This window comes from Streptomyces sp. NPDC034037, assembly GCF_055575715.1.
Genome location: NZ_JBVISC010000001.1, coordinates 1,027,008 through 1,040,674, shown reverse-complemented (window position 1 = coordinate 1,040,674; position 13,667 = coordinate 1,027,008). Strand labels below are relative to the sequence as shown.

Below are 13,667 nucleotides of genomic sequence, written 5' to 3'. Positions count from 1 at the left end.
CCGGTGCCGGTTCGCCTCCGCACGCGTGAGCCGCGCCGGTGCCGGTTCGCCTCCGCACGCGCACGCGTGCCGCGCGCCCCGGCCCGGTCACTTCTTCTTGCGGGCCCGCTTGGAGACCATCGTCAGCACCACGGGGACGAGCACCTCGATGCCGCGGGTGACCGTCTTCTCCGGAATGCCGGTCTTCTTGGCGACCGCCCTGGCCATCGGCCTGCTCATCTTCGCGAGGACGCCGAACATCTTCCCTCCAAGGAGCCGTACGCCGGGAAATCATCGGTCATGCGTCACCCACACGCTACGTCCGCCCCGCTCCGTCGGCACCCGGGGGCCCGGCGAAAAATTCCTCGGCGACGCCGTGCAACCCTTCGGCCACGACGCGTGTCGTACATGGCGTCAGGGCTCTGAAGGGGGACCAGGATCTGGGGGGATCCGGGGGATTCGGGGGGATCACGGAGCTCTGACGGGGGGAGAGCCGAAGGGGCCCGGTCCAGCGGATCGGGCCCCTTCGGGCGTCCCGGTGTCAGTGGCGGACGGTAGCGTCGGGGCATGTCGAGTCCAGCCGCGGCGACGGCGGTGCTAGAAGGCGTCCTCGAACGCATCACGTACGCCAATGAGGAGACCGGTTACACGGTCGCGCGCGTCGACACCGGCCGCGGCGCCGGCGACCTGCTCACCGTCGTCGGCTCGCTGCTCGGCGCGCAGGTCGGCGAGAGCCTGCGCATGCAGGGCCGCTGGGGCTCCCACCCGCAGTACGGCAAGCAGTTCACGGTCGAGAACTACACGACGGTGTTGCCCGCCACCATCCAGGGCATCCGCCGCTATCTCGGCTCCGGCCTCATCAAGGGCATCGGCCCCGTGATGGCCGACCGGATCACCACCCACTTCGGCGTGGACACCCTCGACGTCATCGAGACCGAGCCGAAGCGGCTCGTGGAGGTGCCCGGCCTCGGCCCCAAGCGGACGAAGATGATCGCCGCCGCCTGGGAGGAGCAGAAGGCCATCAAGGAGGTCATGGTCTTCCTCCAGGGAGTCGGCGTCTCCACCTCCATCGCCGTGCGCATCTACAAGAAGTACGCCGACGCGTCGATCTCCGTGGTGAAGAACGAGCCGTACCGCCTCGCCGCCGACGTCTGGGGCATCGGCTTCCTCACCGCCGACCGCATCGCCCAGGCCGTCGGCATCCCGCACGACAGCCCCGAGCGCGTCAAGGCCGGCCTCCAGTACGCCCTTTCGCAATCCACCGACCAGGGCAACTGCTACCTGCCCCAGGAGCGGCTCATCGCCGACGCGGTGAAGCTGCTCCAGGTCGACACGGGCCTGGTCATCGACTGCCTCGCCGAGCTGGCGGGGGAGGAGGAGGGCGTCGTCCGCGAGACCCTGCCCGACCCGGCCGGCGGCGACGACATCACCGCCGTCTACCTCGTCCCCTTCCACCGGGCCGAAGTCTCCCTGGCCGCCCAGCTCTCCCGGCTCCTGACCACCCCCGAGGACCGGATGCCCGCCTTCCGGGACGTCGCCTGGGACAAGGCCCTCGCCTGGCTCGTGGACCGCACGGGGGCCCGGCTCGCGCCCGAGCAGGAGGAGGCGGTGCGGCTCGCGCTGACCCGCAAGGTCGCCGTCCTGACCGGCGGCCCCGGCTGCGGCAAGTCCTTCACGGTCCGCTCCATCGTCGAGCTGGCCCGCGCGAAGAAGGCCAAGGTGGTCCTCGCCGCCCCCACCGGCCGCGCCGCCAAGCGCCTGGCCGAACTCACGGGCGCGGAGGCCTCCACGGTCCACCGCCTGCTCGAACTGAAACCGGGGGGCGACGCGGCGTACGACAGGGAGCGGCCGCTCGACGCCGACCTGGTCGTGGTGGACGAGGCCTCGATGCTCGACCTGCTGCTCGCCAACAAACTGGTCAAGGCCGTACCCCCGGGCGCCCACCTGCTGTTCGTGGGCGACGTGGACCAGTTGCCGAGCGTCGGCGCGGGCGAGGTGCTGCGGGACATGCTGAGCGAGGACAGCCCGGTCCCCGCCGTGCGCCTCACCCGCATCTTCCGGCAGGCCCAGGAGTCGGGCGTGGTCACCAACGCCCACCGCATCAACTCCGGTGTGCCGCCCCTCACCCAGGGCATGAAGGACTTCTTCCTCTTCGTGGAGGAGGAGACCGAGGACGCGGGCCGCGTCACGGTGGACGTCGCCGCCCACCGCATCCCCCGCAAGTTCGGCCTCGACCCGCGCCGCGACGTCCAGGTCCTCGCGCCCATGCACCGCGGCCCCGCGGGCGCGGGCAACCTCAACGGCCTCCTCCAGCAGGCCATCACGCCCGCCCGCCCCGACCTGCCCGAGAAGCGGTTCGGCGGGCGGGTCTTCCGCGTCGGCGACAAGGTCACCCAGATCCGCAACAACTACGAGAAGGGGAAGAACGGCGTCTTCAACGGCACGGTCGGCGTCGTCACCGCCCTGGACGCCGACGAGCAGCGGCTGACGGTCCTCACCGACGAGGACGAGGAGATCCCCTACGACTTCGACGAACTGGACGAGCTGGCCCACGCGTACGCCGTGACGATCCACCGCTCCCAGGGCAGCGAGTACCCGGCCGTCGTGATCCCGGTCACCACCGGCGCCTGGATGATGCTGCAGCGCAACCTCCTCTACACCGCGGTGACACGCGCCAAGAAGCTGGTGGTCCTCGTCGGATCGCGCAAGGCTCTGGGGCAGGCTGTCCGCACGGTCTCCGCGGGCAGGCGCTGCACGGCGCTGGATTTCCGGCTCGCGGGACGCCGTGGAGAGGCCCGATCGGTGTTTTGATCGATCAAACGAGTCGGAAACGTCACACAGCACTTCCACAACCCGGGCGAAGGGGGCAGGATGAGCAGGTTGGCGGCACTGAGTGCCGCCAATAGGCCCAATGGTCGACCCCGAGTGCACTCTCCAGGGCCAAATGGGGGATGGTAGAGACAGTCAGGGCACCTCGAAGAAGAGGCACAACGTCGGTGAGGGATGACGTGAGCGAGAACGGTAACAACGCTGTAGTACTGCGGTACGGCGATGGCGAGTACACCTACCCGGTGATCGATTCGACCGTCGGTGACAAGGGCTTCGACATCGGCAAGCTCCGCGCCCAGACCGGTCTGGTGACCCTGGACAGCGGCTATGGCAATACCGCCGCCTATAAATCCGCCATCACCTATCTCGACGGCGAGCAGGGCATCCTCCGGTACCGCGGCTACCCGATCGAGCAGCTGGCCGAGCGCTCCACCTTCACCGAGGTGGCGTACCTGCTGATCAACGGCGAGCTGCCGAAGGTCGACGAGCTGGCGAGCTTCAAGAACGAGATCACGCAGCACACCCTGCTGCACGAGGACGTCAAGCGCTTCTACGACGGCTTCCCGCGCGACGCCCACCCGATGGCCATGCTGTCGTCCGTGGTGAGCGCGCTGTCCACGTTCTACCAGGACAGCCACAACCCCTTCGACGAGAAGCAGCGTCACCTCTCGACGATCCGCCTGCTCGCCAAGCTGCCGACGATCGCCGCGTACGCCTACAAGAAGTCGCAGGGCCACCCGGTGGTCTACCCGCGCAACGACCTCGGCTACGTCGAGAACTTCCTGCGCATGACCTTCTCGGTGCCCGCCGCCGAGTACGAGCTGGACCCGGTCGTGGTCGCCGCGCTCGACAAGCTCCTGATCCTGCACGCGGACCACGAGCAGAACTGTTCGACCTCCACCGTGCGTCTGGTCGGCTCCTCGCAGGCGAACATGTTCGCCTCGATCTCGGCCGGCATCTCGGCCCTGTGGGGCCCGCTGCACGGCGGCGCCAACCAGTCGGTCCTGGAGATGCTGGAAGGCATCCAGGCCTCCGGCGGCGACGTCGACACCTTCATCCGCAAGGTGAAGAACAAGGAAGACGGCGTGAAGCTCATGGGCTTCGGGCACCGCGTCTACAAGAACTTCGACCCCCGGGCGAAGATCATCAAGGCGGCGGCGCACGACGTCCTCTCGGCGCTCGGCAAGTCCGACGAGCTGCTCGACATCGCGCTCAAGCTGGAGGAGCACGCGCTGGCCGACGACTACTTCGTCGAGCGCAAGCTCTACCCCAACGTGGACTTCTACACCGGTCTGATCTACCGGGCCATGGGCTTCCCGACCGAGATGTTCACCGTGCTGTTCGCGCTCGGACGCCTGCCGGGCTGGATCGCCCAGTGGCACGAGATGATCAAGGAGCCGGGTTCGCGCATCGGCCGCCCGCGCCAGATCTACACCGGCGAGGTGCTGCGGGACTTCGTCCCGGTCGAGGGCCGCTGACCCTCCCCGCACAGCGGAAAGCGCCCCGCCGTCGATCCCCCCACGGGTCGACGGTCGGGGCGCTTCCCTTTTTCCCGGTACGGATTCCCCCCACGGGATCCGGCCGGGGGTCTGTGGTCGCCCTGCGCCGTGCCGGGACGCGTACGCACGGGAGGGCCGCTCAAGCTCCCCGGTGCACGTGCCCCGGCAACGCAGTTCCAGGGAGCATCCCCCAAGATGTCCCCTGATGGCAGATGACGTCCCCCAAGACGTCTTCTGGCATCGTCCCATTAGACTCGCGACCCCCCCAGATGGTTACGTCCCCATCTCTGTGATCTGCGTCTCCTGCATATGTCCCGTACCTGCGCAAGGGCCCCGATATGGGGATCTCGCGAGGTCCGTGAGGATGCTGAAACGGTCCTGTGAAGGGGTTATGAGAACGTCCGCAGCCGAAGGCTGTTGGTGACCACGAAGACCGACGAGAACGCCATCGCGGCGCCGGCGATCATCGGGTTCAGGAGCCCGGCCGCGGCGAGCGGCAGCGCGGCGACGTTGTAGCCGAAGGCCCAGCAGAGGTTGCCCTTGATGGTGGCGAGCGTCTTGCGGGAGAGCCTGATGGCGTCGGCCGCGACCCGCAGGTCCCCGCGCGTCAGCGTCAGGTCGCTCGCCTCGATCGCCGCGTCCGTGCCGGTGCCCATCGCGAGGCCGAGGTCGGCGGTGGCGAGCGCCGCCGCGTCGTTCACCCCGTCCCCGACCATCGCCACGACCCGGCCCTCGGCGCGCAGCCTCGCCACGACGTCGGCCTTGTCCCGCGGCATGACCTCCGCGTACACGGCGTCGGCGGGGATGCCCACCGCGTCCGCGACCGCGTGGGCGACGGCCTTGTTGTCGCCGGTCAGCAGCACCGGCGTCAGGCCGAGCGCCCGCAGCTCGCGCACCGCCTCGGCGCTGGTTTCCTTGATGGCGTCGGCGACCGTGATCACCCCGCGTGCGACACCGTCCCAGGCGACCAGCACGGCCGTACGACCCGCCGCTTCCGCCTCTTTTCTCAGCACGGTCAGCGCGTCCAGGCCGGTGACGCCCGCGTCCGCGAGGAGCCGCTCGCGCCCGGCCAGGACGTCGTGCCCGTCCACCGTCCCGCGCACCCCGGCCCCGGCGACGCCCTCGAACCGCGCCGGCGCGGGCAGTTCACCGCCGCGCACGTCGAGCCGGTCGGCGGCGCCCGCCGCCACGGCGCGGGCGACCGGGTGCTCGGAGGCGTGCTCCAGGGCGCCCGCCAGGCGCAGCAACTGCTTCTCGTCCGTGTCGCCGACGGCGTGCGCGTCCACCATCTCCATGCGGCCCGTGGTCACCGTGCCCGTCTTGTCCAGGACGACGGTGTCGACGCGGCGCGTGGACTCCAGGACCTCGGGGCCCTTGATGAGGATGCCGAGCTGGGCGCCCCGTCCGGTGCCCACCATCAGGGCGGTCGGCGTGGCGAGGCCCAGCGCGCACGGGCAGGCGATGATCAGCACGGCGACGGCGGCGGTGAACGCGGCGGTCGCGTCGCCCGTGGCGCCGAGCCGGCCGCCGAGGGTGGCCGCCGCGATGAGCAGCACCACGGGTACGAAGACCGCGGCGACGCGGTCGGCGAGGCGCTGCACCTGGGCCTTGCCGGTCTGGGCGTCCTCCACCAGCCGCGCCATGCGGGCCAGCTGCGTGTCGGAGCCGACGCGGGTGGCCCGTACGACCAGGCGTCCGGAGGTGTTCACGGTCGCCCCGGTGACGGTGTCGCCCACCCCCACGTCGACGGGTACGGACTCGCCGGTCAGCGTCGAGGCGTCCAGCGCGGAGGCCCCTTCGACGACGGTGCCGTCGGTGGCGACCCGCTCCCCGGGCCGTACGACGAAACGGTCCCCGACGGTCAGCCGGCCGACCGGGATCCGCTCCTCCGTCCTGTCGTCGCGCAGCACGGTGACGTCCTTGGCGCCCAGTTCGAGCAGGGCGCGCAGGGCCGAGCCCGCCCGCCGCTTGGAGCGGGCCTCCAGCCAGCGGCCCAGCAGGATGAAGGTGACGACCCCGGAGGCGACCTCCAGGTAGATCGTCGCGGCCCCGTCGCCCGGCGAGGCCGTCAGGTCGAAGCCGTGCCGCATCCCGGGCATCCCGGCGTCCCCGAGGAAGAGCGCCCACAGCGACCAGCCGAAGGCGGCGAGCGTGCCGACCGAGACGAGGGTGTCCATGGTCGCGGCGCCGTGCCGCAGGTTGGTGAGCGCCGCGCGGTGGAAGGGCAGGCCGCCCCAGACGACGACGGGCGCGGCGAGGGTGAGGGAGAGCCACTGCCAGTTGTCGAACTGGAGGGCGGGGACCATCGCCAGGAGCACGACGGGCAGGGACAGCAGGGCGCAGACGACCAGGCGCTGCCGCAGGGCGTCGGGTGCGGTGACGTCGGCGGTGCCCGGGTCGGGGGCGGGGTCCGCGGCGGGCTCCGGCGGGGGCGGGACGATCTCCCGTGCCGTGTATCCCAGCTTCTCGACCAGGGCGATCAGCTGGGCGACCTCGACCCCGTCGGCGTAGGCGACCTTCGCCTTCTCCGTGGCGAGGTTGACCGTCGCGGTCACGCCCTCCAGGCGGTTCAGCTTCTTCTCGATGCGGGACGAGCAGGAGGCGCAGGTCATTCCGCCGACGGCGAGTTCGACTTCGGAGACTTCGGTCATGACTCCTTGGTACTCCTTGTGGGCCGGTGGCACGGCGGCGGGCCCCGTGGTGCCGGTGTCGGCGCCACGGGGCCCGGGGGTCGCCGGGGTCTCAGGCCTTGACGCCGGCCAGTTCGTAGCCCGCCTCGTCCACCGCGGCGCGCACCTCGGCCTCATCCAGCGGGGCCTCGGAGACCACGGTGACCTGGCCGGTGGCGGCCACCGCCTGGACGGAGCGGACGCCCGCGAGTTCGGAGATCTCGGCGGAGACGGCGCCCTCGCAGTGGCCGCAGGTCATGCCCGTCACCTCGTACACGGTGGTGACGGCGCCCTGCGGGGTCTCGGCGGCGCCGGCGGAGTGGCAGGAACCGCTGGGGGAGCAGCAGGAGCCGGTCGTCTCGGACGCGGCCTGCGGGAGCTCGGTCTGGGCGCTCATGTCGTTCTCCTCGGGCGTGGGGTACGGATGTATGGATATGCGTCGTCACGTGCGTGGGGGTCCCGGAATGCCCAGGACCCCCCTCGACCCACATCACACTATACCCCTAGGGGGTATTCATCAACGCGGCGCGGCCGCCACCCCTCAGCTTCTGCGCCCGCGGTTGCCCGGGCGGGCCGCCACCCAGGCGCGCACCGTGTCGGCGTACCAATACGGCTTGCCCCCCTCCACGTGGTCCGGCGCGGGCAGCAGCCCGTGCTTGCGGTAGGAGCGCACGGTGTCGGGCTGGACCCGGATGTGCGCGGCGATCTCCTTGTACGACCAGAGCCTGCGGTCGGTCATGGGTGCACCTCCCTGCGCGTGCCCAGGTCGGCCGGAGAGGTCGACGGGGGAGCTGGGCGCGCTCGGCGATCACTCAGCCTGTGCCCGGTGAACGACGCACAGTGACCAGTGCAGAGTGTTTGTGGTCCCGCTGTGACAGGAGTCCCGCGTATACGAGACATGTGTGACAGGAAGCGGGTGTTTGTGACGAAAGCGGCGCACGGACTTGACCTCGCGGCGCCGGGGTGGCGTCTTGACGGCGCCCCGCTCACCGCCTGGCGGCCGGGGGTGCTCCCTCGCCGGGAGCTACGCGCCGCACGACCGCAGGAAGGCCCGCGTCCGGCGCGCGATCGGCAGCGGCTTGTCCGGGGAGCACGGGTACATGTCCTGCTCCACGATGGCGAAGAGGTCGACGCCGAGCCGCTGCGCCGCGGCGAGGACCGGCTCCAGGGCCGGCACCCCGGCGGGCGGCTCGCACATCACGCCGCGCGCCACCGCGGGCCCGAACGGCGCCTCGTCCGCGCGCACCCCGGCGAGGATCTCCGGGTCGACCTGCTTGAGGTGCAGATAGCCGATGCGTTCGCCGTAGGTCTCGATGAGCTTGAGGCTGTCGCCGCCGCAGTAGGCGTAGTGCCCGGTGTCCAGGCAGAGCGAGACGAGGTCCGGGTCGGTGGCGTCGAGGAAGCGGGTGACGTTCTCCTCGGTGTCGATGTGCGTGTCGGCGTGCGGGTGCACGACGACCCGCAGGCCGTACCGCTCGCGGACCTCGTGGGCCAGGCGCTCGGTCTGGGCGGCCAGATCGCGCCATTGCGCGGGCGTCAGGACCCGCTCCTCCAGGACCACGCCCGTCTTGTCGTCGCGCCAGAACGACGGGATGACGACGAGGTGCTCGGCGCCCAGGGCGCGGGTGAGCGCGGCGATGTCGGCGACGTGCGCCCAGGTCTTCTCCCAGACGGCGGGGCCGTGGTGCAGACCCGTGAAGACCGTGCCCGCGGAGACCCGCAGGCCGCGCCGGGCCGTCTCGTCCGCCAGCTCGGCCGGATCGGTGGGCAGATAGCCGTACGGGCCCAGCTCGATCCACTCGTACCCGCTGGCGGCGACCTCGTCGAGGAAGCGGCGCCAGGGCACCTGGGCCGGGTCCTCGGGGAACCACACGCCCCACGAGTCGGGCGCCGAACCGATCCGGATGCGAGACAGCGTCGTCATGGCCGCCAGCCTCGGGCCGCCCCGGAAAGGTGTCAAGCAGTGGTCCGAATGTAAGGACAAAATGTTGACAGGGTTCCCGGAACGGCATTAGACCTGGGGCAGCGCCACCGCGAGGCAGCCGAGAGGGAGTGCAGGGTGACGGATCCGTACGACGTCATCACCATGGGCCGGATCGGGGTCGATCTCTACCCGCTGCAGAGCGGGGTGTCCCTCGCCGACGTCACCGCGTTCGGGAAGTTCCTCGGCGGCTCGCCCAGCAACGTCGCGGTCGCCGCCGCCCGCCTCGGGCGCCGCGTCGCCGTCGTCACGCGCACGGGCGAGGACCCCTTCGGGACGTATCTGCGCCGCGCGCTGCGGGAGTTCGGGGTCGACGACCGCTTCGTGCGCACGGTCGCCGGGCTGCCCACGCCGTTGACGTTCTGCGAGGTCTTCCCGCCGGACGACTTCCCGCTGTACTTCTACCGGCAGCCCACGGCCCCCGACCTCCAGATCCACGCGAGCGAGCTCGACCGCGACGCGATCGCGGCGGCGCGGATCTTCTGGATGACGGGCACGGGGTTGTGCGAGGAGCCGAGCCGGTCGGCGACGCTGGCCGCGTTGGCCTCCCGGTCGGCCGGGACCACGGTCTTCGACCTGGACTGGCGGCCGATGTTCTGGAGCGATCCGGCGGCGGCACGCCCCCACTACGCCGCCGCCCTGGCGCACGCCACCGTCGCCGTCGGCAACCTCGACGAGGTCGAGATCGCCACGGGGGAGCGCGAACCCCGCACGGCGGCACGGGCGTTGCTGGCCGCCGGGGTCGAACTGGCCGTCGTCAAACGGGGACCCGCGGGAGTCCTCGCCATGAACCGCGCGGGACAGAGCGCCGAAGTGCCGCCCCTGCCGGTCGAGGTCCGCAACGGACTCGGCGCCGGCGACGCGTTCGGCGGGGCGCTGTGCCACGGGCTGCTCGCGGGCTGGGACCTGGAGCGGATCATGCGGTACGCGAACGCGGCGGGGGCCATCGTCGCCTCACGGCTGGAGTGTTCCTCCGCCATGCCGTTTCCCGGCGAGGTCGCCTCGGCGGTCGACGCCGGGGTCGTTTCGTGAACGCCCGGGAGCCCCTGCCACGGGGCTCCGCCCCGGGCCCCGCTCCTCGGACACCGGACGGGCTGACCGTGGCCGACCTCAGCCGGATCCGCGCGTACCACCCCGAAGCCATCGCCGAAGCCGCCGCACGGCGTGCGCGGCGGCCCCTTCTCGGGGACCGCGGGCGGCTGTTGATCGTCGCCGCCGACCATCCCGCCCGGGGGGCCCTCGGGGTCGGGGGCGAGCCGTTCGCCATGGCGCGGCGCGGGGACCTGCTGGCGCGGCTGTGCCTCGCCCTGTCGCGGCCCGGCGTCGACGGGGTGCTCGCGAGCGCCGACATCCTGGAGGACCTGCTGCTCCTCGGCGCCCTGGACGGCAAGGTGGTGATGGGGTCGATGAACCGCGGGGGGCTCGCCGGGGCCGTCTTCGAGCTGGACGACCGGTTCACCGGGTACCGGCCCGAGGACCTCGGGCGGCTCGGCTTCGACGCGGGCAAGCTGCTGCTCCGCGTCGACCACGACGACCCCGGCTCGCTGAACACGCTGCACTCCGCCGCGCGCGCCGTCGACGCCATGGCCGCGCGTGGACTGCCCGTCTTCGTCGAGCCGTTCCTGACCCGCAGGCACGGACCCGACGGCACCGGACCGCCCCGCAACGACCTGGGCGCCGAGGCCGTCATCACGTCCATCGCCATCGCCTCGGGGCTCGGCGGGACGTCCGCGTACACCTGGCTGAAGGTCCCCGTCACCGAGAACCCCGACGACATGGCCCGCGTCATGGAAACGTCCACCCTGCCGGCCGTGCTGCTCGGCGGTGACGTCGGGGACGATCAGGACGCCGCGTACGAGAAGTGGCGCGGCGCCCTGCGGCTGCCCACCGTGCGGGGCCTGGTCGTCGGCAGAGCCCTGCTCTATCCGCCCGACGGCGACGTGGCGGCGGCGGTCGACACCGCTGTCGGGCTGCTCTAGTGGGTACGGGTTCAAGGAGGCGCACATGACACACGTACCGAAAGGCGCTGCGGCCACGGGGCCGTACGCCCTCGACATCGATCCGAAGCGGGCGGGCTGGGCCTACTGCTCGCTGCGCGTGGTCGAGATCGCGGCCGGGGGCAGCCACCTGTTCGCCACCGGCGGGAGTGAATGGATCGTGCTCCCGCTGAGCGGCGGCTGTACGGTGCACACGGAGGGCAGGATCATCGAACTCCTGGGCCGCGAGAGCGTGTTCGGCGAAGTCACCGACTTCGCGTACGTGCCCCGTGACGCCCACGTCCAGATCGCCTCCGGCGCGGGAGGCCGCTTCGCCCTGGCAGGAGCGAAGTGCGAGCGTCGACTCCCCGCCCGCTACGGCCCCGCGCCGGAGGTTCCCGTCGAGAGCCGCGGCAGCGGCACCTGCTCCCGCGAGGTCCGCAACTTCGCCTCCGCCGACGCCTTCGACTGCGACCGCCTCATCGCCGTCGAAGTCGTCACGCCCGGCGGCAACTGGTCCTCGTACCCGCCGCACAAGCACGACGAGCACCGCCCGGGCGTCGAGGCCGAGCTGGAGGAGATCTACTACTTCGAGATCGAGGCGCCCGGCGGCCGCGAAGGGTTCGGCTATCAGCGGGTCTTCCCCTCCCGCGAGGGCGGCACGGACGTCCTGGCCGAGGTGCGCACCGGGGACGCCGTGCTCGTGCCCGACGGCTGGCACGGCCCGTCCGTCGCCCAGCCGGGCCACGCCATGTACTACCTGAACGTGATGGCGGGGCCCGGCCAGGAGCGGGAGTGGCGGATCTGCTTCCACCCCGACCACACGGAGGGATACCGATGACACGGACCGACGCGGGCACCGTGCGGCTCACCACCGCGCAGGCGCTCGTGCGCTTCCTGTCCCGGCAGTACACCGAGCGCGACGGCGAGCGGCGGCGGCTGATCGGCGCGACCTGGGGCATCTTCGGGCACGGCAATGTCGCGGGCATCGGGCAGGCGCTCGTGGAGTACGCCGACGAGATGCCCTTCCACCAGGGGCGCAACGAACAGGCCATGGTGCACGCGGCCGTCGGGTACGCCCGCCAGTGCGGCCGCCTGGCCACCCACGCGGTCACCACGTCCATCGGGCCCGGCGCCACCAATCTCGTCACCGGCGCCGCGCTCGCCACCGTCAACCGGCTGCCGGTCCTCCTGCTGCCCGGCGACACCTTCGCCGCCCGGCCCGCCGACCCCGTGCTCCAGCAGCTCGAAGTGCCCTACGCAGGCGACGTGTCGGTCAACGACTGCCTGCGGCCCGTCTCGAAGTACTTCGACCGCGTGACCCGGCCCGAGGCGCTGATCCCCGCCGCCCTCGCCGCGGCGCGGGTCCTGACCGACCCCGTCGAGACCGGCGCCGTCACCCTCGCCCTGCCCCAGGACGTCCAGGCGGAGGCGTACGACTGGCCCGAGGAGTTCTTCGCGGAGCGGGTGTGGGCCGTCCGCAGGCCCGCCCCCGACCCGGGCGAACTGGCCGCCGCCGCGGGCGCGGTCCGCGCGGCGCGCCGGCCCGTGGTCATCGCGGGCGGCGGCGTCCACCACAGCGCCGCCGAGGACGCGCTGCGCCGCTTCGCCGACGCGACCGGCATCCCCGTCGCCTCCACCCAGGCGGGCAAGGGCTCGCTGCGCTTCGACCACCCGGCGGACGTCGGCGGCATCGGCCACACCGGCACGGCCACGGCGAACGAACTGGCCCGCGCCGCCGACCTGGTGATCGGCGTCGGCACCCGCTACAGCGACTTCACCACCGCGTCCGGCACGCTCTTCGAGCGGCCCGGGGTGCGCTTCCTCAACCTCAACGTGACGCCGTTCGACGGCCACAAGATGGCGGGCGCCACCCTGATCGCGGACGCCCGCACCGGCCTGGAGGCGCTCACCCGGGAGCTGGGCGACCACCGCGTGGAGCCCGCCTACACCGCGCAGTACCGGGGCGACAAGGCCCGCTGGGAGCAGCGCGTGGACGCCGCGTACGCCGCGGACGAGCCGGACGCGCGCCCGACGCAGGCCCAGGTCCTCGGCGCGCTGGACGCGCTGGTGACAGAGGAGGACATCGTCGTCAACGCCGCCGGATCGCTCCCCGGCGACCTGCACAAACTGTGGCGGACGCGCTCACCGCGCCAGTACCACGTGGAGTACGGCTACTCCTGCATGGGATACGAGATCCCCGCGTCGATCGGGGTCGCGCTGGCCGCGCCGGGGCGCCCGGTGTGGGCGCTGGTCGGCGACGGCACGTATCTGATGAACCCGACCGAGATCGTCACGGCCGTGCAGGAGAACATCCCGGTCAAGGTCGTCATCCTGCAGAACCACGGGTACGCCTCCATCGGCGGCCTCTCCCGGTCCGTGGGCGGCGAGCGGTTCGGCACGGACTACCGCTTCCGGGCGCCGGACGGCACGTACAGCCGCGACCCGCTGCCCGTCGACCTCGCGGCGAACGCGGCCTCGCTGGGGATGCGGGTGCTGCGCGCCAGGACCGTGCGGGACCTGCGGGCGGCCCTGCTGGAGGCGCGCGGCGCGGACCGGCCCACATGTGTCTATGTGGAGACGGAAACGGCAGACACAGTGTCGGGGCCGCCCCCGGCGCAGGCGTGGTGGGATGTGCCCGTGGCCGAGACGGCGACCCGGAGGTCCGCGGTCGAGGCCAGGAAAGAGTACGACCGGCACGTCACTGCCCGACGCCGCCACCTGTGAGAGTAGG

The 13,667-nt window shown here is 71.9% G+C and carries 11 protein-coding genes; 6 read left to right on the top strand and 5 right to left on the bottom strand.

Going from position 1 to position 13,667, the window contains the following annotated elements; all coding sequences use genetic code 11:
- Nucleotides 1-87: 87 nt before the first annotated feature.
- Nucleotides 88-240, bottom strand: a complete 153-nt coding sequence (locus tag ACZ516_RS04675) for a hypothetical protein (protein ID WP_358698940.1) — start codon at nucleotides 238-240, stop codon at nucleotides 88-90.
- A gap of 306 nt (nucleotides 241-546) precedes the next feature.
- Between ACZ516_RS04675 and recD2 the strand changes: the two genes are divergently transcribed.
- Nucleotides 547-2,790 (top strand): SF1B family DNA helicase RecD2, encoded by a 2,244-nt coding sequence (recD2, locus tag ACZ516_RS04670; protein ID WP_469008465.1) that lies wholly within the window; start codon nucleotides 547-549, stop codon nucleotides 2,788-2,790.
- Between the two features lie 197 nt (nucleotides 2,791-2,987).
- Nucleotides 2,988-4,286 carry a citrate synthase gene (locus ACZ516_RS04665; RefSeq protein ID WP_167516009.1) on the top strand — a complete coding sequence of 433 codons (1,299 nt, stop codon included), beginning with the start codon at nucleotides 2,988-2,990 and terminating at the stop codon, nucleotides 4,284-4,286.
- Between the two features lie 410 nt (nucleotides 4,287-4,696).
- Here ACZ516_RS04665 and ACZ516_RS04660 read toward each other — a convergent pair whose 3' ends face one another.
- The 4 genes from ACZ516_RS04660 to ACZ516_RS04645 all read right to left on the bottom strand — a co-directional run bounded on the left by ACZ516_RS04660 (nucleotide 4,697) and on the right by ACZ516_RS04645 (nucleotide 8,900).
- Nucleotides 4,697-6,958, bottom strand: a complete 2,262-nt coding sequence (locus ACZ516_RS04660) for a heavy metal translocating P-type ATPase (RefSeq protein WP_469008464.1) — start codon at nucleotides 6,956-6,958, stop codon at nucleotides 4,697-4,699.
- A gap of 91 nt (nucleotides 6,959-7,049) precedes the next feature.
- Nucleotides 7,050-7,373 carry a heavy-metal-associated domain-containing protein gene (locus tag ACZ516_RS04655; RefSeq protein WP_469008463.1) on the bottom strand — a complete coding sequence of 108 codons (324 nt, stop codon included), beginning with the start codon at nucleotides 7,371-7,373 and terminating at the stop codon, nucleotides 7,050-7,052.
- Between the two features lie 144 nt (nucleotides 7,374-7,517).
- On the bottom strand, nucleotides 7,518-7,715 hold the full coding sequence (locus ACZ516_RS04650) for a helix-turn-helix transcriptional regulator (protein ID WP_358580507.1): 198 nt from the start codon (nucleotides 7,713-7,715) through the stop codon (nucleotides 7,518-7,520).
- Nucleotides 7,716-8,000: 285 nt separating this feature from the next.
- Entirely contained in the window at nucleotides 8,001-8,900 is a 900-nt protein-coding gene (locus tag ACZ516_RS04645) for a sugar phosphate isomerase/epimerase family protein (protein WP_469008462.1), read from the bottom strand.
- Nucleotides 8,901-9,062: 162 nt separating this feature from the next.
- Between ACZ516_RS04645 and iolC the strand changes: the two genes are divergently transcribed.
- The 4 genes from iolC (at nucleotide 9,063) to iolD (ending at nucleotide 13,660) form a co-directional block, all read left to right on the top strand.
- A complete protein-coding gene (iolC, locus tag ACZ516_RS04640; RefSeq protein WP_469008727.1) occupies nucleotides 9,063-9,989 on the top strand; it encodes a 5-dehydro-2-deoxygluconokinase in 927 nt (308 codons plus the stop codon).
- Nucleotides 9,990-10,051: 62 nt separating this feature from the next.
- Nucleotides 10,052-10,936: a Cgl0159 family (beta/alpha)8-fold protein gene (locus ACZ516_RS04635; RefSeq protein WP_469008725.1), complete on the top strand. Its 885-nt coding sequence runs from the start codon at nucleotides 10,052-10,054 to the stop codon at nucleotides 10,934-10,936.
- Between the two features lie 25 nt (nucleotides 10,937-10,961).
- Nucleotides 10,962-11,774 carry a 5-deoxy-glucuronate isomerase gene (gene iolB, locus ACZ516_RS04630; protein WP_469008461.1) on the top strand — a complete coding sequence of 271 codons (813 nt, stop codon included), beginning with the start codon at nucleotides 10,962-10,964 and terminating at the stop codon, nucleotides 11,772-11,774.
- Nucleotides 11,771-13,660: a 3D-(3,5/4)-trihydroxycyclohexane-1,2-dione acylhydrolase (decyclizing) gene (iolD, locus tag ACZ516_RS04625; protein WP_469008459.1), complete on the top strand. Its 1,890-nt coding sequence runs from the start codon at nucleotides 11,771-11,773 to the stop codon at nucleotides 13,658-13,660. The genes iolB and iolD overlap by 4 nt, the downstream gene beginning before the upstream one ends.
- Nucleotides 13,661-13,667: the final 7 nt, after the last annotated feature.